Annotated in this window: 16 protein-coding genes and 1 tRNA gene; 4 read left to right on the top strand and 13 right to left on the bottom strand. The window is 66.4% G+C overall.

All coding sequences use genetic code 11. The features are described 5' to 3' along the window. Positions 1-76 precede the first annotated feature (76 nt). A complete protein-coding gene (locus tag AC1MED_RS08200) occupies positions 77-1,042 on the bottom strand; it encodes an amidohydrolase family protein (RefSeq protein WP_479786386.1) in 966 nt (321 codons plus the stop codon). A 52-nt stretch (positions 1,043-1,094) separates the two neighbouring features. Then, complete coding sequence (locus AC1MED_RS08195) at positions 1,095-2,558, bottom strand: protein adenylyltransferase SelO (protein ID WP_479786384.1); 1,464 nt, start codon at positions 2,556-2,558, stop codon at positions 1,095-1,097. Between the two features lie 212 nt (positions 2,559-2,770). On the opposite strand from AC1MED_RS08195, the gene AC1MED_RS08190 reads away from it, so the two are divergent. Continuing rightward, positions 2,771-3,676: a CPBP family intramembrane glutamic endopeptidase gene (locus AC1MED_RS08190; protein ID WP_479786382.1), complete on the top strand. Its 906-nt coding sequence runs from the start codon at positions 2,771-2,773 to the stop codon at positions 3,674-3,676. Positions 3,677-3,921: 245 nt separating this feature from the next. Then, entirely contained in the window at positions 3,922-4,212 is a 291-nt protein-coding gene (locus tag AC1MED_RS08185) for a hypothetical protein (RefSeq protein WP_479786380.1), read from the top strand. Positions 4,213-5,222: 1,010 nt separating this feature from the next. On the opposite strand, the gene AC1MED_RS08180 is transcribed toward AC1MED_RS08185, so the two are convergent. Next, positions 5,223-5,435: a hypothetical protein gene (locus tag AC1MED_RS08180; protein WP_479786378.1), complete on the bottom strand. Its 213-nt coding sequence runs from the start codon at positions 5,433-5,435 to the stop codon at positions 5,223-5,225. 609 nt (positions 5,436-6,044) lie between these two features. After that, complete coding sequence (locus tag AC1MED_RS08175) at positions 6,045-6,383, bottom strand: ArsR/SmtB family transcription factor (RefSeq protein ID WP_479786375.1); 339 nt, start codon at positions 6,381-6,383, stop codon at positions 6,045-6,047. 85 nt (positions 6,384-6,468) lie between these two features. Here AC1MED_RS08175 and AC1MED_RS08170 point away from each other — a divergent pair, with 85 nt between their 5' ends. Continuing rightward, positions 6,469-7,395 (top strand): alpha/beta hydrolase, encoded by a 927-nt coding sequence (locus AC1MED_RS08170; protein WP_479786373.1) that lies wholly within the window; start codon positions 6,469-6,471, stop codon positions 7,393-7,395. 517 nt (positions 7,396-7,912) lie between these two features. Here the strand turns inward: AC1MED_RS08170 and AC1MED_RS08165 are convergent. Then, positions 7,913-7,994 (bottom strand) — tRNA-Leu (locus tag AC1MED_RS08165). A gap of 207 nt (positions 7,995-8,201) precedes the next feature. Between AC1MED_RS08165 and AC1MED_RS08160 the strand changes: the two genes are divergently transcribed. Then, positions 8,202-8,807, top strand: a complete 606-nt coding sequence (locus AC1MED_RS08160) for an ANTAR domain-containing response regulator (RefSeq protein WP_056739732.1) — start codon at positions 8,202-8,204, stop codon at positions 8,805-8,807. A 97-nt stretch (positions 8,808-8,904) separates the two neighbouring features. Here the strand turns inward: AC1MED_RS08160 and pyk are convergent, their stop codons facing one another. From pyk to AC1MED_RS08120, 8 genes are all read right to left on the bottom strand, one after another. Continuing rightward, on the bottom strand, positions 8,905-10,401 hold the full coding sequence (gene pyk, locus AC1MED_RS08155; protein ID WP_346958945.1) for a pyruvate kinase: 1,497 nt from the start codon (positions 10,399-10,401) through the stop codon (positions 8,905-8,907). An 85-nt stretch (positions 10,402-10,486) separates the two neighbouring features. After that, positions 10,487-11,944: a glutamate synthase subunit beta gene (locus AC1MED_RS08150; RefSeq protein WP_346958946.1), complete on the bottom strand. Its 1,458-nt coding sequence runs from the start codon at positions 11,942-11,944 to the stop codon at positions 10,487-10,489. Next, a complete protein-coding gene (gene gltB, locus AC1MED_RS08145) occupies positions 11,937-16,553 on the bottom strand; it encodes a glutamate synthase large subunit (RefSeq protein ID WP_479786367.1) in 4,617 nt (1,538 codons plus the stop codon). The genes AC1MED_RS08150 and gltB overlap by 8 nt, the downstream gene beginning before the upstream one ends. A 272-nt stretch (positions 16,554-16,825) precedes the next feature. After that, on the bottom strand, positions 16,826-18,055 hold the full coding sequence (lgt, locus tag AC1MED_RS08140; RefSeq protein ID WP_479786365.1) for a prolipoprotein diacylglyceryl transferase: 1,230 nt from the start codon (positions 18,053-18,055) through the stop codon (positions 16,826-16,828). A gap of 3 nt (positions 18,056-18,058) precedes the next feature. Next, positions 18,059-18,859 (bottom strand): tryptophan synthase subunit alpha, encoded by an 801-nt coding sequence (trpA, locus tag AC1MED_RS08135; RefSeq protein WP_479786611.1) that lies wholly within the window; start codon positions 18,857-18,859, stop codon positions 18,059-18,061. A 53-nt stretch (positions 18,860-18,912) separates the two neighbouring features. Beyond that, a complete protein-coding gene (trpB, locus tag AC1MED_RS08130) occupies positions 18,913-20,274 on the bottom strand; it encodes a tryptophan synthase subunit beta (RefSeq protein WP_479786364.1) in 1,362 nt (453 codons plus the stop codon). A 90-nt stretch (positions 20,275-20,364) separates the two neighbouring features. Beyond that, positions 20,365-21,180 carry an indole-3-glycerol phosphate synthase TrpC gene (gene trpC / locus AC1MED_RS08125; RefSeq protein WP_479786362.1) on the bottom strand — a complete coding sequence of 272 codons (816 nt, stop codon included), beginning with the start codon at positions 21,178-21,180 and terminating at the stop codon, positions 20,365-20,367. A 2-nt stretch (positions 21,181-21,182) separates the two neighbouring features. Further along, positions 21,183-21,470 carry an HGxxPAAW family protein gene (locus AC1MED_RS08120; RefSeq protein ID WP_346958951.1) on the bottom strand — a complete coding sequence of 96 codons (288 nt, stop codon included), beginning with the start codon at positions 21,468-21,470 and terminating at the stop codon, positions 21,183-21,185. Positions 21,471-21,535 lie beyond the last annotated feature (65 nt).

The following is a 21,535-nucleotide window of genomic DNA, read 5'->3' as shown; positions in this document are numbered from 1 at the left end:
CCAGCGGCGGTCTCGAGCAGCGACGCTCCCACTCCGAGACGGTCCGACCATTCTCCGGCTTCAGCCAAACAACCGCCTAATTCCGGTCAAAGCGGAGACGAGGAAACAGCGCCTCGGCGTTGCCGCGGTCAATCGCCGCGCGCAGTACGGGATCCAGCGGATACTTCTCATACTGCATGGTCAGGAAATCGATGGCCGCGGAGGGAGCGAACGGGAAGTCAGTGCCGTACGTGATACGGCCCGGGTCAGCTACCTCGAGCAGGCTGGGCAACGCCGCCGGGCTGGCAGACAGGGCGACGTCGTAGTAAAAGCGTCGCAAGATGGACAGCTTCTTATCTCCCAGGGCCGCCAGTGCGCTGAGGGCGTGGTCCTTGTCGAGGAGCATCGTCAGCAGGATCCTGTAGGCGATGAAGGGCACGAATCCGCCCGCGTGCGCCAGGACGAATTTGATCCCGGAGAACTTCTCCATCGCACCGGACAGGACAAGGCTGATAGCGGTGCGGGTAGTGTCGAGCAAGAAATCTGCGGCAAAGGAGGGTACGCCGGGCACGGCAGGCGCCGGGAGGTCACCGGGGTGGATGAAGACCACGGCCCGGCGGCGGTGCAGGAACTCCAGCAGAGGTTCAAAACCCGGATCTCCCAGGTAGCGGCCGTCATTGTTGGCCAGCAACACGACCCCGTCCGCCAAAAGGGTGTCCAGGGCATACCGGGCCTCCGCAAGGGCGCCTTCCACGTCCGGCAGTGTGAGCGTCGCAAAGAACCCGAACCGATCCGGCCGGGCGGCCACCACCTCCGCACAGAACTCGTTAACCTCCCGCGCTTTCAACCGAGCTTCCATCGCATCCCCGAAGTAGACACCGGGCGTGGACAGGGAGAGGATGCCGGTCTGCACGTCGTGCCTGTCCATGAACTTCAACGCGGAGCGCTCGGACCACGACGGCAGACCAATCCCACCGGGGTCTATCCCCTTGTCACGCATCCACCGCGCATACCCCGGCGGAACGATGTGCTGGTGCGTGTCGATACGGTACGGCGGGCCCATCCGAATCACCTGCCAACAGGTTCATTTCAGTCTGGTTGAGCGGGGCAACTGCTCAGGTTCCGCAGAACGTGCGGTACGCGCCGAAGTCATCCGGCGCGCCAAGTGCGTATCGCTCGAGCCCGGGGCGTTCGTTATACGGGTCGGTGACCGCATCCAGAAGCCGGAACAGCGGCCCCAGGTCGCCACCGGTGGCAGCGGCCAAGGCTTCCTCCACCAAATGGTTGCGGGGAATGTACGCCGGATTAACCCGGTCCATCATGTCGGCGTACGGGTTCAAGGCACGCCAGCGAGCAGCCCAGTCATCAAACGCCGTCCCATCCGGAATGAGCTGCCGGGCTGGCTCAGGGCGGCCACGGGCCGCATTGCCGAGGCTGCGGAAGAACGAGGTGTAGTCCACGCGTCCCTGCTGCAGGAGGGTCAACAGCTCCTCGACGAGGGGCGACGTCACCTCATCCCCGAGCCCCGGACGGAATCCAAGCTTCCTATTCATGCCCGCCGCCCAGGCAGCACTGTACTGATGGCGGAAATCGTCCAGTGATTCCACCGCAAGCTGGATGGCTGCCTCCTGGTCCTCATGCAGCAGGGGCAGCAGCGACTCGGCGAGACGGGCGAGGTTCCATTCCGCCACCACTGGCTGATTCCGATAGGCGTAGCGCCCTGTTTCGTCGATCGAACTGTAGACGGCGGCGGGGTCGAACGCGTCGATGAAAGCACACGGGCCGTAATCGATGGTCTCGCCTGAGATCGTCATGTTGTCGGTGTTCATCACCCCGTGGACGAATCCCACCAGCATCCAGCGGGCCACCAGCGACGCCTGCGCAGCAACCACCGCTTGGAAGAGGGCGAGGTAGGGGTTTTCGGCTTGCGCCGCCGCCGGATAGTGCAGGGAGATCGCATAGTCGGCGAGGCGGCGAACGAGACCGGCGTCCCCCGTGGCCGCGGCGTACTGGAAACTGCCCACGCGCATATGACTCATGGCGACGCGGGTGAGCACGGCTCCCGGCAACACAGTGTCGCGCTGCACGGGACGCCCCGTTGCCACCACGGCGAGGGACCGTGTGGTGGCAACGCCTAACGCGTGCATGGCTTCACTGACGAGATATTCGCGCAGCATCGGCCCGACGACGGCCAGCCCGTCTCCCCCGCGGGCGAACGGTGTACGTCCGGAACCCTTGAGGTGCACGTCCCGCGGCGTGCCGTCGGCGTGCGTGATCTCGCCGAGCAAGAGGGCGCGCCCGTCGCCGAGCCGGGGGGCGTACCAGCCAAACTGGTGGCCCGCGTAAGCCTGCGCGACCGGAGTGGCATCAACGGGGAGCCGATGCCCGGTCAGCAGGCCCACCCCTTCGGCACTTCGTAAGAAGTCAACGTCCAAGCCCAATTCGGTTGCCAGCCGGTCGTTGAGCACCAGCAATTGAGGGTCAGCGATGTCCTCTGCCCGCCAAGCAATGGCCATCTCCGGAAAGTCCCGGGCGAAGTGGCCGCTCAACGTGACGGCTGACAGGGACATGGCATCCATGCATCCAGAATAGCCGTCACACGATGAACCGTGACGGCTCACGTATCGTCCCGCAGCAAACCGGCCTACATGGAGCATCCGCCGGGGACCTGCATTTGTGCGACATCCGAATCATCGGCTGCGCGGTGACGGTATACGTATCCCGGCCCAAATGCTCTATCAGCAAGGACCCATGAGGTCCACGCTGTCTTCAGGGCGAAAGGGTGGACCCGATGAGGATCCTGGGACTTGAAGGCTGGCGCGCGTGGACGTGGCTTTCCTGGCTCGTGGCGGCAATGTTGTCGTTGGCCTTCCGTGACCTGACGGTGTTTGGAATAGCGGTCCCCGCCTCGGCGCTTCTTTTGGCTGCTCTGACCGGTCCGGTGGGCTGGCGGCGCGGGCGCGTTGACAGATTGGATCTGGCGGTGGTGGCAGCACTTTACATTGCCGTCGTGGCGCTGTTCCGCGTAGCCTTCACCGTCTTCACGACCGCCAACGTTCTCGGCCTTTTCCTCTGCTTTGGTGCGGGCTTGGTCCTGGGGGTCGCAGGGCCGGTTTTCTACACGGTTAGGCGGGGGCGTCCGCTGTCCGATCTGGGCCTGGGACTGGGCAACTGGAAGCAGGCGACAGTCCTTGGACTCATCCTTTCCCTTATCCAGTTTGCCATCACGCTGCTCGGCTACCGGCTGCCTGCACCTGTTGGCTGGGTTCCGTTGCTTGTTATGTCTTTGACGGTAGGTGCTTTCGAGACCGTGTTTTTCCGTGGCTTCGTCCAGATGCGCCTGAGCGCGAGTTTCGGTCAAGCTCCCGGCATAGCAATCGCGGCTGGCCTGTACGCGGTTTACCACGTCGGTTACGGGATGGGCGGTGATGGAATGGTCTTTCTGTTTGGGCTTGGGGTGCTCTACGCGGTCGCGTTCGCTTTGGTGCGCAACGTCCTTGTGCTGTGGCCGTTGCTCACGCCGCTGGGTTCATTCTTTAACAACCTCAGCGGCGGTGACATCGAGCTGCCGTGGGAGGCGACCCTGGGATTCGCCGACGTCCTGGGCCTCATGGTCGCTGCAGTGTGGCTGGGCCACCGCCGGCTACAGCGGAAGGACCCGCCGGCAACTACGCCGGCTCTAGGAAAAGATCGGTGACGGCGGCCTTAAGCGCCCTCCTCGCTGCCGTTCGCTCAGCCGGACTCCGTGCCGGAGAGGGAACCCTTCTCTACGAGATGCTCGAGTCGCGGCGGATCAGTCCGGTGATCGCAGGCCGGCTCCGCGGCGGATCGAGTCTCTTGCTGCTGCTCTTGTCGGCCGCATGCTCGAACAGAACGACGCCACTCCACCGGGGGTCCCGCTGCCAGTTAAAACGTTCCGCCTTTGTGCGTAAACTCAGCTTCATGGAGAAACCCGGGACGCTTTTCGGATGGGCCTTTGGCGACGCCGCCCGCGCAGATGAACCCGGATACCTGGATGAGCTCCGCCGAGAGGCCCTGGAAAACGCAATCCAAGACGCCGACAGGCGGGGATTCAAGGTGGAGGCCGGCGAAGAAACCTATGCGGTCGTACAAGCCGGAGAAACGCTGGTTGACGTCGAAAACGCCCCGGACCGGCTTGTTGTCCGGTGCACCGTTAGGCTCACCGGTCCGGGGTCTGAAAGCGTTCATGCCGTGGGACCCATGAATGGCTAGAGGCATCAATAATTGACTGGAAGCCCCACGGCAAGTGGTCCATTCGGAACTGCCCCGAGCGCTACGCACCGGCACCGAAATCTGATAGACACAGTACGCAAGCGGGACCCGGCCCACACTTGCGGCCACCAACTAAAAAGGCCCCCGCAGGGGCCCATCAGTGAACAATTTGTCCACTCCCAGAGGCCCACAAGCCCCTGAACAGGGAAACACTGTGCCCGAGGTGGGACTCGAACCGGGTTCCGGCCCCTGAATATCCGCCACTCCCCCGAAAACCTCCGTAATCCGGCCCGGTCCGGCCGATATACGACCCGATCCGAAGCCGCGGGTGTGCACATTGTGCACACCTTTTCTTTTCTCGGTTCGGCACCAGCCGGGCTGCTCAGACGGCGGTGACTAGGGCAGTTTGATTGGGGATCGGTTTTGCAGTCTGAGTTGGGCCCACTTCGCGCCCCGCCGGTTGATGAATCGCAGCTTCAGTTGCGCCCACCCCACGGTAGATTCCATCGGAGCTTTTCCCAACGGTGTAAGGCAGTGATGGAGTCGAGAGTGGAGCTATTCGCGAGGATCCGCCGGGATGCCAGGGTCAAGGGCTCCTCGATCCGCTGCCTCGCACGGGAGCACCGGGTCTCCCGGAGAACGGTCCGGCAGGCACTGGCCGCTGCGGAACCACCGGTGCGCAGGGTTCCTGCCCGGGGGGCACCGAAGCTGGGCGGCGATCCCGTGTCCGGGATGACACGCCGCAGTGCGGCTGGACGATCCGCGGATCAGCGATTAAAGTCTTTCGGTATCGAATGCAGTCAGACGGACACGAAGTCCGGGAAGGGGGCGCACATCACCGCTGACCAACACCACCAACCCACTGCTTCATCCGTGAAAGCCCCTCCGTCGAGGGGCTTTCTTATGTGCCGGGAGCCTGCGGTCCGAGGCGGCGTTCACGGGCCGCCTGACCCCGTCCCTTCCCCAGAAACAGGGACACGAAAGTACTCAGCGCGATGATGCGGTCGCGGTCAGCCCCGTGAAGACTCGCTGGGTGGACGCTCATCGTCGTCTGCGGGCTTCTGCATCCCGAGGATGAGCAACGTGATGCCCATCGTGAAGAACGCCATCCAGGCCGTGGTTCCCAGAAACATCATTGCGATCGCAACCGCAACGAAAACGATCCCAATCGGCAGGAAAGCCGCGCCCCTGCTTCTCTTCGCTCGGCCGTTCGACGCCGACATGGGCTTTCCTTCGCCGTTCACCTGGCCGAGGCTACGTCGGCGAAAGGAGACCCGCAACGTTCCCGCGAGGACAATTTGCCGCGTCTCATTACCTCGACAGTCCTGACCCGCCCTGAAAACCACCCGACGGTCTCAGTAATCGATCGTTTGTGAGACCGATCCCGCCGTGCCCTATTCCTTGCGCATCCCGCCGGTGGAGGTTTGCGTAGCTGGCTGTTTGCTTTGGGGGCTTGCCTCGGGAGTGGCCGCTTGGGTGGTTTCCTTTTGGCGGCCGGCGTTGATGATCAGCGCGGTGATAAGTGCCGATGCCGCGAGAAGGATGGCCGCGATGAAAAGCGCCGTCGTGTAGCCACTCGTGAGTGCAGCGCTGGCTGTTGCGTGCTGCAGCGTCTCTAGAGGCGCGTGAGGTGTACAGCGCTGTCAGTGCGTCGGGGAGCCTGTATTCGGTGATGCTTACGGAGATTGTGGTGAGCACTGCAACGCCAAGGGCGACGCCGATCTGCTGGGCGGAGTTCAGTTGCGCTGACGCGATGCCGGATTCCTGGGCTGGGATGCCGGGCAAGCTTGTTGCCTTCACTCACTTTTCCCGCGACAGGAGGTTGGGAAGGCTTAGAGGGACGTGGCCACGGAGGACCGGAACCGGTCGATGGCCGCCTCGTTGCGGGCGAAGTACGTCCACTGTCCAATGCGGGTGGTCTGCACGAGGTCCGCGTCTGCGAGGGTAGCCATGAACTGCGAGGCGGTGGACTGGGAGACCTCGCAACGCTTCCTGATGCTTGAGACGCACACCCCGTAGCGTGTGGCGTCGACTTTCTGTTCTTCGAAATTCTTCACGGGGTCGCGGAGCCACTGCAGGATCGCCAGGCGGTGTGGGTTGGAGAGCGCGCGCAGTGCTGCAAGCAGCTCATCCTGCTGGAGCTGGGTTCCGGGGTTCTCATGTGTAGGCACTCCATAAGGCTACCTCAAAATCGTTATATCGCAATTTACCGATGAACGTGCTAGAACTTAAACCACCCCCTCGAAAGGAACGAACATGCCTATCACCACAGAAGTTTCCACCGCTGTTCAGGACTGGAGCTCCAGCCTGGCCGCCCTTCCCCCCTTGCTCCGCGGAGAACCGTCGGACACGACCCTCGATGAACTGCGCACCGCATACGACGAGATGCTGGCCGCCCATCCCACCCCGGAAGGGGTCACCATCGAAGAGGTGGACATGGGCGGGATCCCGGGAATCGTGGTGACGCCCGAGACGGTGGAGGACAACCGGGCCCTTTTCTACATCCACGGAGGCGCTTACATAGTCGGCAGCCCCGCGGGCTACCACGGCCTCGCCGGAAACTTCGCCCAGCGCCTAAAGGCCCGGGTGTTCCTGCCGCACTACCGGCTCGCTCCTGAACACCCCTTCCCCACGCCGATCAACGACACCGTCGACGCGTACCGTTGGCTGCTGGAGCAGGGTCAGGATCCGGAGCGTCTGATGGTCGCAGGTGATTCGGCCGGCGGCGCCATGACAGTCACGGTGATGATCAAGGCCCGGAACCTGGGGCTGCGGCTGCCGGCAGCCGGGGTTGCCCTGTCACCCTGGGCGAACCTGGAACACACAGGCGCGTCGATGACCAACCGGGAAGGCCTCGACCCGCTCAACAGCAAGGCCGTCCTGGACCTGCTGGCACGCAGCTTCCTAGGCGGGGCACTGCCGAATGACCCGGACGCATCCCCGGTCTTCGCCGACGTCCGCGGACTGCCCCCGATCCTAGTCACAATCGGGGAGAATGAACTCATGCTCAGCGACGCAGTCCGGCTCGCCGGGCACCTGGCCGAGAACCGCGTGCGAGTGCGCCTGGACGTCTGGCCCGAGATGTTCCACGTCTGGCACATGCACCAGGACCGACTCCCCGAGGGGGGCAAGGCCCTCGACGACGCGGCCCGGTTCCTGCTCGAGGCGCTGCCCGCCCGGTAGGGACATCATCGGGGCGCCGTTAAGGCGCCCCGCAAGATGAGCAACCCCAGATCGTCAGCCCGATCCAATATAGGGTCGGGCTGACGTGTTCGACGTCGTGAGCGACGACGGGTCCCACCTGCCCATGCAGGAATGAAAAGCAACACGATGTCCACGCCACCAAGATCGACCAACTACCGGCCTTCCAGCGTGCCGACCGGGCACGCGCCGGGGCTCAAGAAAAGGTTAGCGCCTGACCGCCAACAAACCCCACCAAGCCATTCACTTATTTGGCAACGTCACCATGAACAGTCATGGAATCCCAGCAAAGGCGTCGACGCTCCCCCGGACAGCGCCAGTCATGCGGTTCCAGGCGTACCCGGTCATGAACGAGTAAGCAGCGCCACCGCTGCCCGAAACCACGAGAAGGAGCCGCCGGCCACAGTAACGGCCAGGCAACAAAAAGGCCCCCGAAGGGGCCCATCAGAGAAAATTGTCCAGGCTCAGAGGCCTCCAAGACCCTGAACAGGAAACACTGTGCCCGAGGTGGGACTCGAACCCACACACCTTTCGATACCGCATTTTGAGTGCGGCGCGTCTGCCAATTCCGCCACTCGGGCGCGGAGTACACCGGTTGTCATATTCGCCTGCTCCATGGTGCTGTGAGCAACGCGATCGCTTCCGGTGCGCGAAATTACTCTACATGCAGATAGGCTGAATTCCAGAATCGCGCCAGTGACGCCGCATCGATCCCAACCGGCCCCCAGTACACCAGCGGACTTGCCTCAGATGGTTCAGTTCCCGCCGTACCTTTCCAAGGAGTACCCGTGTCAGAACAGACGGAGTCAACCCCCACCTCCCAGCCGGCGCGCCGTGTCGTGGTCGCCGAGGATGAGACCCTCATCCGCCTGGACATCATCGAGATCCTGCGCGGCGAAGGCTACGACGTCGTCGGCGAAGCGGACAACGGCGAGAAGGCCGTGCAGCTCGCGGAAGAGCTGAAGCCGGACCTCGTCCTGATGGACGTCAAGATGCCCGTCATGGACGGCATCTCCGCCGCCGAAAAGATCGTCAAGGCCCGCATCGCCCCGGTGGTGCTGCTGACCGCGTTCAGCCAGAAGGAACTCGTCGAGCGCGCCCGCGACGCCGGCGCCATGGCCTACGTGGTCAAGCCGTTCACCCCCGCGGACCTGATCCCCGCCCTGGAGATCGCCCTGTCCCGGCACGAGGAGATCAAGGCCCTCGAAAGCGAAGTCAGCGACCTGCAGGAGCAGTTCGCCACCCGCAAGCTCGTGGAGCGCGCCAAAAGCCTGCTGACCACCAAGATGGGCCTCACGGAGCCGGAAGCCTTCCGCTGGATCCAGAAGACCTCGATGGACCGCCGCCTGAGCATGCGCGAGGTTGCCGAGACCATCATCAACCAGGTCAACTAGCGCGCCGCCAACCCGGCCAGCACACAGAAAAACAAAGGGAGGGTCCCCGCCGCTGAATACCAGCGGCGGGGACCCTCCCTTTGTATTGCCTGAAGAACTAGACCTTGGTGTTCTTCTTCTTCTTTTCCGGCCAGGGGCCGAGCTTGTCCTTGGTGACGGCCTCGCCGTGGCTGCCGGCGTCGGCCAGGTCGCCCACCTTGTGGACCTTCAGCATGTTGGTGGACCCGGCCTTTCCGGGAGGCGAACCGGCCGCAATGACCACCATGTCGCCGTCCTCGACGAGGTCCATCTCCAGCAGGTTGCGGTCCACCTGGGCGGTCATCTCATCGGTGTGGCCCACCATCGGGACCAGTACCGGCTGGATGCCCCAGGTCAGCGCCAGCTGGTTCCAGACGTGCTCCACCGGGGTGAAAGCGAAAACCGGGCGGATCGGGCGCAGCCGCGAGAGGCGGCGTGCCGAGTCGCCGGACTGGGTGAAGGTACAGATGTACTTCGCTTCCAGCTGGTCGGCGATTTCGACGGCGGCCCGGGTGATGGCGCCGCCGCGGGTCTTGGGCTTGGTGCCCAGCGGGGGGACGCGCTCCAAGCCGTGGACCTCGGTGGATTCGATGATCCGGGCCATGGTCTTGACGGTTTCGATCGGGAACTTGCCCACGCTGGTCTCGCCGGAGAGCATCACGGCGTCCGCGCCGTCGAGCACGGCGTTGGCGCAGTCGGAGGCCTCGGCGCGGGTCGGGCGCGGGTTGTCGATCATGGATTCGAGCACCTGCGTGGCCACGATGACGGGCTTGGCCCAGCGGCGGGCCAGCTCGACGGCGCGCTTCTGCACGATCGGCACTTCCTCGAGCGGAAGCTCCACACCGAGGTCGCCGCGGGCCACCATGATGGCGTCGAAGGCGTCGATGATTTCGGGGAGCTGCTCCACAGCCTGCGGCTTCTCGATCTTGGCGATGACCGGCACGCGGCGGCCCTCTTCGTCCATGATTTCGTGGACGCGCTTGATGTCCGAGGCGTCACGGACGAAGGAGAGCGCCACCATGTCCACGCCGCGGCGCATGGCCCAGCGCAGGTCGTCCTCGTCCTTTTCGCTCAGGGCGGGGACGTTGACGGCGACGCCGGGCAGGTTGATGCCCTTGTTGTTGGACACGTAGCCGCCGACGACCACCTGGGCGACGACCTTGACGTCGTCGACCTCGATGGCGCGCAGGGCAACCTTGCCGTCGTCGATCAGCAGCGAATCGCCGGGGTTGACGTCCTCGGTGAGGCTCTTGAGCGTTGTGGAGCAGATGTCCTTGGTGCCCGGCACGTCCTCGGTGGTGATCGTGAAGGTGTCACCGACGGCGAGCAGGTGCGGTCCGTCGACGAAACGGCCGAGGCGGATCTTCGGACCCTGCAGGTCGGCCATTATGGCGACGGCCTTGCCGAGCTGCCCGGCGGCCTTGCGGACGTTGTCGTAGGTGTTGTCGTGCACGGAGTAGTCTCCGTGGCTCATGTTCATGCGGGCCACGTCGACCCCGGCTTCCAGCACGGCGAGCGTGTTCTCGAAGCTCGCGATCGCCGGTCCGAAGGTGGCCACAATTTTAGCGCGTCTCATATACCTACCCTAGTTGTCTCTTGGTTGTTTTAAGTTCTCGCGGGGATGAACGGCCGGTGTCCGGCCCGCAAGGGGCCGGGCCGGACTACAGGACGGCGATCGCGCGGTCGGTCGGCGCTACCGGCGCCGGGAGAACGGTGCTGCCCATCAGGAACTTGTCCACCGCGGCGGCGCAGGCGCGGCCTTCGGCGATCGCCCAGACGATCAGGGACTGGCCGCGACCGGCGTCGCCGGCGACGAAGACGCCTTCGGTGTTGGTCATGTAGTAGCCGTCCCGGGCCACATTGCCGCGGCCGTCGAATTCGGCGTGCACCTGGTCGGTGATTCCGGCCGGTTCGGCGCCGGTGAAGCCCAGCGACAGGAAGACCAGGTCCGCCGGGATGATCCGTTCGGTGCCGGCCTTGGGCAGCCGCTTGCCGTCGACGAATTCGGTCTCGGCGACCTTGACGCCGGTCAGCTTGCCGTTCTCGCCGACGAATTCGACGGTGGACGCCAGGTAGGTGCGCTCACCGCCTTCCTCGTGGGCGCTGGCCACCTCGAACAGGGTGGGGAACGTCGGCCAGGGCTGGTGCGCGGCCCGCTCCGCGGACGGCTGCTTGCCGATCGCCAAGGTGGTCACGGACGCGGCCTGGTGCCGGTGCGCGGTGCCGAGGCAGTCGGCGCCGGTGTCGCCGCCGCCGAGGATGACCACGTGCTTGCCGGCGGCGTTGATCTGGTTTTCCACCGTCTCGCCGGCCACCACGCGGTTGGCCGGGACGAGGTAGTCCATCGCAAAGTGCACACCTTCGAGCTCGCGGCCCGGGATCGGCAGGTCCCGCGGGACGGTGGCGCCGGTGGCGACCACGACGGCGTCGTAGCGCCGGCGCAGCTGCTCCCAGGTCACGTCGGTGCCGACGGCGACGCCGGTCCGGAAGCGCGTGCCCTCGGCCTTCATCTGGTCCAGGCGGCGGTCCACATGCTCTTTTTCCATCTTGAAGTCGGGGATGCCGTACCGCAGCAGGCCCCCGATCTTGTCGTCGCGCTCGTACACGGCGACGGTGTGGCCCACCCGGGTCAGCTGCTGCGCGACGGCGAGCCCGGCGGGGCCGGAGCCGACGACGGCGACCGTCTTGCCGGAGAGGCGCGCCGGCGGCAGCGGGGTGACCCAGCCGTTGTCGAAGGCCTGGTCCACGATGGAGACCTCAACCTGCTTGATGGTCACGGCAGGCTGGTTGATCCCCAGCACGCAGGACGCCTCGCAGGGCGCCGGGCAGAGCCGGCCGGTGAACTCGGGGAAGTTGTTGGTGGCGTGCAGCCGTTCCATCGCTTCCTCGCCCTTGTCCCGCCAGACGAGGTCGTTCCACTCCGGGATGAGGTTGCCCAGCGGGCAGCCCTGGTGGCAGAACGGGACGCCGCAGTCCATGCACCGGCCGGCCTGGCTTTTCAGGACACCCTTTTCCTGGGCTTCGTAGACCTCTTTCCAGTCCATGATGCGGACCGGAACGGGACGGCGCGGCTGCGTTTCACGCTGGCGTACTTTCAGAAATCCGCGTGGATCAGCCACCGGTCACCTCCAGGATTCGAGACCAAACTTCTTCGCCGTCGGGGTCCAGGCCCTCTTCGATGGCGTCAAGACGGGTTTGCAGCACCGCCGCGTAGTCGCGCGGCAGCACCTTGGTAATGCGGGCGGCAGTGTCGTCGAAGTTCTCGAGCAACCGGGCCGCGTGCAGCGACTCGGTTTCCTCGAGATGCTTGACCAGCAGCCCGTGGACAATTTCGCGGTCCTCGGCGTCCAGTTCGCGCAGCTGCAGCTCGCCGGCGTCGAGGGCCTGCTTGTTGACCCGTTCGGTCTGCAGGTCCAGGACGTAGGCGGTGCCGCCGGACATGCCGGCGCCGAAGTTGCGGCCGGTGCGCCCAATGATCACCGCCTGGCCTCCGGTCATGTACTCGCAGCCGTGGTCGCCGATGCCTTCGACCACCGCGGTGGCGCCGGAGTTGCGCACCATAAAGCGCTCCCCCACCTGGCCGCGCAGGAACAGCTCGCCGCTGGTGGCGCCGTAGCCGATCACGTTGCCCGCGATCACGTTCCGCTCCGCGGCGAAGACGTTGGTGCGGTCCGGGCGGACGATGATGCGGCCGCCGGAGAGTCCCTTGCCGACGTAGTCGTTGGAGTCGCCGAACATCCGCAGCGTGATGCCGGCCGGCAGGAACGCGCCGAGGGACTGGCCGGCGGTGCCGGTCAGCGTGATGTCGATGGTGTCCGTGGCCAGCACGTCGGTGCTGAAGGTCTTGGTGACCACGTGGCCGAGCATGGTGCCCACGGACCGGTCCGTGTTGATCACGTCGACGGCGATCTTCACCGGGGTGCGGTCGCTCAAGGCTTCCGCGGCCATGGCGATCAGCCGCTGGTCGAAGTGCTTGTCCAGCTCGTGGTTCTGGCCGGTGAGGTTGCGCAGCGGTGCGTCGTCGTCGAACTCCAGTCCGTGCAGGATGGGGTCCAGGTCCAGCCCTTCGGCCTTCCAGTGGCTGATGGCCTCGCGGGTGTCGAGCATTTCGGCGTGGCCGATCGCCTCTTCCAGGCTCCGGAAGCCGAGCTCGGCGAGGATCTCACGGACTTCCTCGGCCAGGAATTCGAAGAAGTTGACCACGAATTCGGGCTTGCCGTTGAAGCGTGAACGCAGCTCCGGGTTCTGCGTCGCGACGCCCACCGGGCAGGTGTCCAGGTGGCAGACGCGCATCATGATGCAGCCTGAGACCACCAGCGGGGCGGTGGCGAAACCGAACTCCTCGCCGCCGAGCAGCGCGGCGATCACCACGTCGCGGCCGGTCTTCAGCTGGCCGTCCACCTGCACGACCACGCGGTCGCGCAGGCCGTTGAGCATCAGCGTCTGCTGGGTTTCGGCGAGGCCGAGTTCCCAGGGCACGCCGGCGTGCTTGAGCGAATTCAGCGGCGAAGCGCCGGTGCCGCCGTCGTGCCCGGAGACCAGTACGACGTCGGCCTTGGCCTTGGTGACGCCGGCGGCGACCGTGCCGATGCCGACCTCGGAAACCAGTTTGACGTGCACCCGCGCCGAGGGGTTGGCGCGCTTGGCGTCATAAATCAGCTGCGCGAGGTCCTCGATCGAGTAGATGTCGTGGTGCGGGGGCGGGGAGATGAGTCCGACGCCGGGCGTAGAGTGCCGGGTCCGGGCCACCCAGGGGTAGACCTTCTGGGCCATCAACTGGCCGCCCTCGCCGGGCTTCGCGCCCTGCGCCATCTTGATCTGGATGTCGTCCGCGTTGGTCAGGTACAGGCTGGTGACACCGAAGCGGCCCGAGGCGATCTGCTTGACCGCCGAGCGCCGGGTCGGGTCCAGCAACCGGTCCACGTCCTCGCCGCCTTCACCGGTGTTGGACTTGCCGCCCAGCCGGTTCATGGCGATCGCGAGGGTCTCGTGGGCCTCCTGCGAGATGGAGCCGTAGCTCATCGCGCCGGTGGAGAAACGCTTGACGATGCTGGAGACGGGCTCCACTTCCTCAAGCGGGACCGCCGGGCGCAGTCCGCCCTTGAACTTCAGCAGCCCGCGCAGGGTCATCAGGTTCTGCGACTGGTCGTCCACGCCCCGGGTGTAGGCCTTGAAGATGTCGTAGCGGCGTTCACGCGTGGCGTGCTGCAGCCGGAACACCGTTTCCGGGTTGAACAGGTGCGGTTCGCCGTCGCGGCGCCACTGGTACTCGCCGCCGCCCAGCAGCGGCTGGTGCGGCAGTTCGATGCCGCTCTCCGGGTAGGCCATCCGGTGCCGCGCCGCGACCTCGGCGGCAATGACGTCCAGGCCCACGCCGCCCAGCTGGGAGTGCGTGCCGGCGAAGTATTCGTCCACTAGCTCCTGGCCCAGGCCCAGCGCCTCGAAGGTCTGGGCGCCGGTGTAGGAGGCGACCGTGGAGATGCCCATCTTGGACATGATCTTCAGGACGCCCTTGCCGAGGCCCTTGATCAGGTTGTAGACGCCGTCCTGCGCGGTGACGCCGGTGACGTCGCCGGAGGAGATCAGCTGCTCCACGGATTCCATCGCCAGGTACGGGTTGACCGCGGACGCGCCGTAGCCGATCAGCACGGCGACGTGGTGCGTCTCTCGGACGTCGCCGGCCTCAACCACCAGCGCGGTCTTGGTGCGGTTGGCGCTGCGCAGCAGGTGGTGGTGCACGGCGCTGACCAGCAGCAGCGACGGGATCGGAGCCCACTGGGCGTTCGAGTCGCGGTCCGAGAGCACCACGTACTGGACGCCGCGGTTGATGGCGCCGGAGACCTGCTCGCAGATTTCGGTCAGCCGGGCGCGCAGCGCGTTTTCGCCGCCGTCGGGACGGTACAGGCCGCGCACCTTCATGGCGACCCGGTCGCCGTCGGCGTTTTCAATGTTGGCGATCTTGGCCAGCTGGTCGTTGTTGATCACCGGGAACGGCAGCGAGACCTGCGGCTGGCGGACCTGCTTGGTGTCCAGCAGGTTGCCGTTGGGGCCGATCGCGCAGGTCAGGGAGGTGACCAGTTCCTCACGGATGGCGTCCAGCGGCGGGTTGGTGACCTGTGCGAAGGACTGCACGAAGTAGTCGAAAAGCAGCCGGGGCCGCTTGGAGAGCACGGCCACCGGGGTGTCCGAGCCCATCGCGCCGAGGGGTTCGGCGCCGGTGCGGGCCATCGGGCCGAGCAGGATCTTCAGTTCCTCGGTGGTGTAGCCGAAGGTGCGCTGGCGGATGTTGACCGAGGCTGCGGTGTGCACCACGTGCTCGCGTTCGGGCAGGTCCGCCAGGTCGATCAGGTTGTCCTTGACCCACTCGGCCCAGGGGTTCGCCGCGGCGACCTCGGCCTTGACCTCGGCGTCGTCGATGATCCGGCCCGCCTCGGTGTCGACGAGGAACATTTTGCCGGGCGAGACGCGGCCCTTCTTGACCACCTTGGAGGGTTCGACGTCGATCACGCCCACCTCGGAGGCGAAGACGACCAGGCCGTCCTCGGTGATCCAGTACCGGCCCGGGCGCAGCCCGTTGCGGTCCAGGGTGGCGCCGACGAGGTTGCCGTCGGTGAAGGACACGGCGGCGGGGCCGTCCCACGGCTCCATCAGCAGCGAGTGGTACTCGTAGAACGCGCGCCGGGCGGGGTCCATCGTGGCGTGGTTTTCCCAGGCCTCGGGGATCATCATCATGATCGAGTGCGTGATGGGCCGGCCGGAGAGCCAGAGCAGTTCCGCAACCTCATCGAAGGAGGCCGAGTCCGAGGCGCCCGGGGTGCAGATCGGGTAGAGCTCTTCGGGACTGTCCCCCAGCAGCGGGTTGGCCAGCTGCGACTGGCGGGCACGCATCCAGTTCCGGTTGCCCTTGACCGTGTTGATCTCGCCGTTGTGCGCGATGGTGCGGAATGGCTGGGCCAGCGGCCAGGACGGGAAGGTATTGGTGGAGAAGCGCGAGTGGACGATCGCGAGCTTGGTCTTGAAACGCTTGTCCGAGAGGTCCGGGTAGAACGGTTCGAGCTGCGCCGTGGTCAACATGCCCTTGTAGACGATGGTCCGGGAGGACAGCGAGGGGAAGTACACGCCGAACTTGTTCTGGGCGCGCTTGCGGATCCGCCAGGCCCGGGAGTCGAGTTCGTTCCGGGAAAGGGTCTCCCCGGTGCTGGAGGCGAAGAACGGCTGCGCGAAGTACGGCATGCAGGCCCTGGCCATGGCGCCGACCAGGTCGGCCACAATCGGGACCTCACGCCAGCCCAGGACGGTGAGCCCCTCGTCGGCTGCGAGGCCTTCGATGCCGGCCTTGGCGGCGTCGGATTCGCGCTGTTCGGCCGGCAGGAACGCGGTACCCACCACGTACTGGCCGGCGGCGGGCAGTTCGAAGTCGGTGACCGCGCGGAAGAACTCGTCCGGGACCTGCATGAGGAGGCCGGCGCCGTCGCCGGTTCCCTCATCGGCGCCGACGGCACCGCGGTGCTCGAGGTTGCGCAGGGCGGTCAGTGCGGCGTCAACAATGTCGTAGCCGGGTTCGCCGCGCAGGGTGGCGATGATGGCCAGGCCGCAGGCGTCCTTCTCCTGCTCCGGGTTGTACAGTCCGGCGGCGTCGGGCAGTGCCGCGAAACGCTTGAACGGTGAGATAGCCGTGGCGGGCTGGTCCGGACCGGACCAGCTGGGGCTGTGCAGGGTTTGGGTCATGGGAGACGTCCTTCCTCCTGATCGTGCGTATGGGAGGGACAACATTGGCCCGTATCGGTGCGCCGGTGTGACGGGCACAACAACGTGTTTTTCCTACTCGAATTGTAGGCCAGCGCCGCTTGCTGTACGAACAGTTACGCGGGCCGCCGGCCCGGGCTTGCATAGCGTGCAGCTGTCTGCTGCCTGCCGTCCCATGCAAACCATCTCGCCACGACGCTGTGGACTCGGGCCCCGGCGGGCGTTCGCCCTGCAGCCCGATTGCCGGTGCTGAGCTACTTGGTGCTGTCAGCTTCCGGCGCGGTTCCGGCGGCACTGCCGCCGGTTGGACCAGGGGCAGCTTCTCCGCTGGCGGGTTTGGTACCGCCGGTGGATTCGCCGCGCGCCTCGGCTGGGGCCGAAGCCCGGTCCGGACCGCTCTGGTTACCCGGGACATTATCACGCGATTCAGTATCTGAGACAGCAGTGTCCGAATGGCGGATAGTCGCGGTGGTGGCCGGCACCGTGGCCGGCACCGCGTCGGCGTCGTCCGCCTCAGCGTCGTCCTTGGCGGCTGCGTCGGAGGTTGTTGCGTCGGCAGCCTCCCCCGTCACGGCGGCCTCCGGTTCGCGACCCGGCAGGTAGGGGGTGTCAGGGACCTCGCGCTTGCGCAGGCCCAGGACGATGAAGACCGCCAGCGCAGCGATGAGCACGAAGATGCTGGTCCAGACGTTGAGCCTGGTGGTGATGCCGAAGAGGGTGATCTGCTCGGCGTCGTCGATCCGCATGGCTTCGATCCAGACGCGGCCCAGCGTGTAGTAGATGGCGTAGAGCCAGAACAACCGGGCGCGGCGGAAGGAGAACCGACGGTCCAGGGCGAGCAGCACCACCACTCCCACGAGGTTCCATAGCGATTCGTAGAGGAACGTGGGGTGGAACAGTGTGTCAGCCGGCATGCCGGCCGGGAAGTTGGGGTTGTCGGCGTCGACCTGCAGGCCCCACGGCAGGGTGGTGGGGCCGCCGAAGAGTTCCTGGTTGAAGTAGTTGCCCCAGCGGCCGATCGCCTGGGCGAGCAGCAGGCCGGGGGCGGCGGCGTCCATGAAGGCGCTGAGCTTGACGCCGGCGCGGCGGCAGCCGATCCAGGCGCCGACGGCGCCGAGCACCACGGCCCCCCAGATCCCGAGGCCGCCGCGCTGGATCTGCGGGATCAGGGACAGGTCCCCGGTGCCGTCGAAGCCGGGGCCGAAGTAGGCGTCCGGGGAGGACACCACATGGTAGAGCCGGCCGCCGATGATGCCGAACGGGATGGCCCAGATGGCGATGTCCCAGACGCTGCCCTCAGGCGCGCCGCGGCGTGCCCAGCGCACGGACGTAAGCCAGAGGCCGGCGATAATGCCGGCCAGGATGCACAGCGCGTAGGCGTGGATCCGCAGGGTCCCCCAGGGCAGCGGGATATCGAAGCCGGACCAGTCCGGGCTCGGAATGCTCGCGGGAACCATCGCTGCCGCGTGGAGGATTGACTGCATTGCTTACGCTTCTTCCCTGGTGAGGCCGGTGCTGAGCTCTTTCGTCAAGGACGCTACAGCATCGACGCCGCCCTCACCGATCGCCGCGACGAGGGCCGTGCCGACGATGACGCCGTCGGCGTAGGCGGCGATTTCGCGGACGTGGCCGGCGTTGGAGACGCCGAGGCCGACGCAGACGCGGTCAGCGCCCGCGGCGCGGGCTGCGGCGACGACGTCCTTGGCCGCGGAGCTGACGGAGGTGCGGGCGCCGGTGACGCCCATGATGGAGACGGCGTACACAAACCCGCGGCTCGCGTCGACGGTGCGCTTCATCCGTTCCGGTGAGGACGACGGTGCCACCAGGAACACCCGGTCCAGGCCGTACTTGTCCGAGGCGGCCATCCATTCCCCGGCCTCGTCCGGAATCAGGTCCGGCGTGATGAGCCCGGCTCCCCCGGCGTCGGCCAGGCGGCGGGAGAACTCGTCCACGCCCATCCGGACCACGGGGTTCCAGTAGGTCATGACCAGGACGGCAGCCTCGGTTTTGCTCGTGATGCCGCGGACGACGTCGAAGACCTCGCTGACGTGGAAGCCTTTGGCGAGGGCCTCGGTGGTGGCGGCCTGGATGACCTGGCCGTCCATCACCGGGTCCGAATACGGGATGCCGATCTCGATCAGGTCGGCGCCGTTTTCGGCCAGCGCGATGCCGGCGGCGATGGTGTCCTCAACGCTCGGGTAGCCGGCGGGCAGGTATCCGATCAGGGCGGCCCGGCCCTGGGCCCTGGCCCGGTCAATGGCCGCCGCGGACTTGCTGGCGGGCTGCACGTTGCCGTCCGCGCGGCCGTCGCTCTGGCCTTCGGTGCTGTTGTCGGCGTGGCTCACAGCTGCTCCCCCTCCTGGGCGATCTCGTGCTCGGGTGAATCCTTGTCGAGCAGGTCGAACCATTCCGCGGCGGTGGCCACGTCCTTGTCGCCGCGGCCGGACAGGTTTACGAGCACGATCTTGTCTGAGGCGCCGCCGGGGGTGTCTCCGGCGTCGGCGGCCAGGCGCTGGCCGACCTTGATGGCGCCGGCCAGGGCGTGCGCGGACTCGATGGCCGGGATGATGCCCTCGGTGCGGCAGAGCAGCCGGAAGGCTTCCATGGCCTCGCTGTCCGTGATCGGCTCGTAGCTGACCCGGCCGATGTCGGCGAGGTAGGAGTGCTCGGGTCCGACGCCCGGGTAGTCCAGGCCGGCGGAGATGGAGTGTGACTCGATGGTCTGGCCGTCGTCGTCCTGCATCAGGTAGGAGCGGGCACCGTGCAGCACGCCGGGCTTGCCCAGCGTGATGGTCGCCGCGTGGCGTCCGGTTTCGACGCCCTCACCGCCGGCTTCGAAGCCGTAGATCTTCACCGAAGGATCATCCAGGAAGCCGTGGAAGATGCCGATCGCGTTGGAGCCGCCGCCGATGCAGGCGCAGACGGCGTCCGGCAGCCGGCCGGTCTGTTCCAGGATCTGGGCGCGGGCTTCCTCGCCGATGACTTCGTGGAAGTACCGGACCATGGCCGGGAACGGGTGCGCTCCGGCGGCGGTGCCCAGCAGGTAGTGGGTGTTGTCCACGTTGGCGACCCAGTCGCGGAGCGCCTCGTTGATGGCGTCCTTGAGCGTCTGGGAGCCGTTGGTCACCGGGATGACGGTGGCCCCGAGGAGCTCCATCCGGGCCACGTTGAGGGCCTGCCGGCGGCAGTCCTCGGCGCCCATGTAGACCACGCACTCCAGGCCCAGCAGGGCCGCGGCGGTGGCGCTGGCGACGCCGTGCTGGCCGGCCCCGGTCTCGGCGATCACGCGGGTCTTGCCCATCCGCTTGGCGAGCAGCGCCTGGCCCAGCACATTGTTGATCTTGTGCGAGCCGGTGTGGTTCAGGTCCTCGCGCTTGAGGAAGATCCGCACTCCCCCGGCGTGCTCGGCGAAGCGCTTGGCTTCGGTGAGCAGCGAGGGGCGTCCGGAGTAGTTCTTGTTCAGTTCCGCGATCTGCGCGGTGAACTCGGGATCGGCCTTGGCCTTCTCGAAGGTGTCCTCGAGCTCGTCCAGGGCGGCGATGAGGGACTCGGGCATCCAGCGGCCGCCGTAGGAGCCGAAGTAGGGTCCCGGGTTGTGGCGCAGGGAGGGTGCGCCCTGCGGTCCGTCTTCATCCGGCCGGCTGCCTTCCAGGAACGCATCCACGGGGCTGTCCTCTGAGCCGGCTGTTGGCGCATCGACCATCAGTCTCACCATCCTGTTCCACTGCTAACTAGATCTTCGGTGCCGCACGGAAGCGCCGCGGAGTCCGGCCGGGAATCCGGCCGGGCGCGGTCAGGAACGTGCAGCGATTTCTTCGGCTCCGGCGGCCATGAACTCGGCGATCCGCTCGCGCGGGGTCGCATCGCTGACCAGCGCCTCGCCGACCAGGACCGCGTCGGCGCCGCTGGCCGCGTAGTGCCGGACGTCGTCGACGCCGCGTACACCGGATTCGCCCACCACAAGTGACCCGGCCGGGATGCCGGCGGCGAGTTCGGCGAAGACGGAACGGTCGACGTCGAGCGTCTTGAGGTTACGGACGTTCACGCCGATGATCCGGGCCCCCGCGGCGTCGGCGCGCTCAACTTCACCGGCCGTGTGGGTCTCCACGAGGACGTTCATGCCCAGCTCGTGGCTGAGCGCGCTGTACTCGCGCAGCTGCATGTCGGACAGGGAGGCGACGATCAGCAGGATCAGGTCGGCGCCGTGGGCACGGGCCTCCCAGATCTGGTACTCGTCGATCATGAAGTCCTTGCGCAGCAGCGGGATGTCCACCGCGGCCCGGACGGTGTCCAGGTCCGCGAGCGAGCCGTTGAAGCGACGCTGTTCGGTGAGGACGCTGATCACGGCCGCGCCGCCGTCGGCGTACTGCACCGCCAGCGAGGCCGGGTCCGCGATGCTCGCCAGGTCGCCCTTGGAGGGGCTGCGCCGCTTGATTTCGGCGATCACCTTGAGCTGCGACCGGTCCGTTGGCCCGCCGAGGGCGGCCCAGGCGTCGCGTGCCGGGGCCGCCGCCGCGGCACGCTCCTTCAGCTCGGCGAGCGTGACGAGGCGCTGGCGTGCCTCCATATCCTCCCTGACACCGGCATTGATGTCATCGAGAACAGTCACTCTTAGTGGCCGGAGTTCTTCAGCTTGCTGCCGCCGACGCCGTATCCGGCTTTGCGCATAACAAAGCCCACCACGAGGCCGATCAGCATGACGGCCGCGCCCGCGATGAAGATCGGGGTGTTGGCGATCACGAAGGCGATGGCTGCGATGAGGGCGCCGATCAGCATCACGATCACGGTGGTCCAGGCCGCCGGGCTGTTGCCGTGGCCGGTCGGCTCGCTGTGGTCGACGCCGTCGTAGACGCCGGTGCCGGCGGCGGGCTTGGGTGCAGAAACAGGGGCTTTGCTCATGGAAATCTCCTCAGGATCAATACTGCTTACATTCTGCCATTTATTGGCGGCGCCGTTGGCCGCGT

Source organism: Arthrobacter sp. BI5, assembly GCF_056680065.1.
The sequence above is the reverse complement of the archived record's forward strand: the minus strand, read 5'-3'. Positions and strand labels throughout refer to the sequence as shown.

Coding starts and splice junctions, on each gene's coding strand:
- AC1MED_RS08200 (WP_479786386.1), bottom strand. CDS start 1,042: ATGGGCCCGCCGTACCGTATCGACACGCACCAGCACATCGTTCCGCCG.
- AC1MED_RS08195 (WP_479786384.1), bottom strand. CDS start 2,558: ATGGATGCCATGTCCCTGTCAGCCGTCACGTTGAGCGGCCACTTCGCC.
- AC1MED_RS08190 (WP_479786382.1), top strand. CDS start 2,771: ATGAGGATCCTGGGACTTGAAGGCTGGCGCGCGTGGACGTGGCTTTCC.
- AC1MED_RS08185 (WP_479786380.1), top strand. CDS start 3,922: ATGGAGAAACCCGGGACGCTTTTCGGATGGGCCTTTGGCGACGCCGCC.
- AC1MED_RS08180 (WP_479786378.1), bottom strand. CDS start 5,435: ATGTCGGCGTCGAACGGCCGAGCGAAGAGAAGCAGGGGCGCGGCTTTC.
- AC1MED_RS08170 (WP_479786373.1), top strand. CDS start 6,469: ATGCCTATCACCACAGAAGTTTCCACCGCTGTTCAGGACTGGAGCTCC.
- pyk (WP_346958945.1), bottom strand. CDS start 10,401: ATGAGACGCGCTAAAATTGTGGCCACCTTCGGACCGGCGATCGCGAGC.
- gltB (WP_479786367.1), bottom strand. CDS start 16,553: ATGACCCAAACCCTGCACAGCCCCAGCTGGTCCGGTCCGGACCAGCCC.
- lgt (WP_479786365.1), bottom strand. CDS start 18,055: ATGCAGTCAATCCTCCACGCGGCAGCGATGGTTCCCGCGAGCATTCCG.
- trpB (WP_479786364.1), bottom strand. CDS start 20,274: ATGGTCGATGCGCCAACAGCCGGCTCAGAGGACAGCCCCGTGGATGCG.
- AC1MED_RS08120 (WP_346958951.1), bottom strand. CDS start 21,470: ATGAGCAAAGCCCCTGTTTCTGCACCCAAGCCCGCCGCCGGCACCGGC.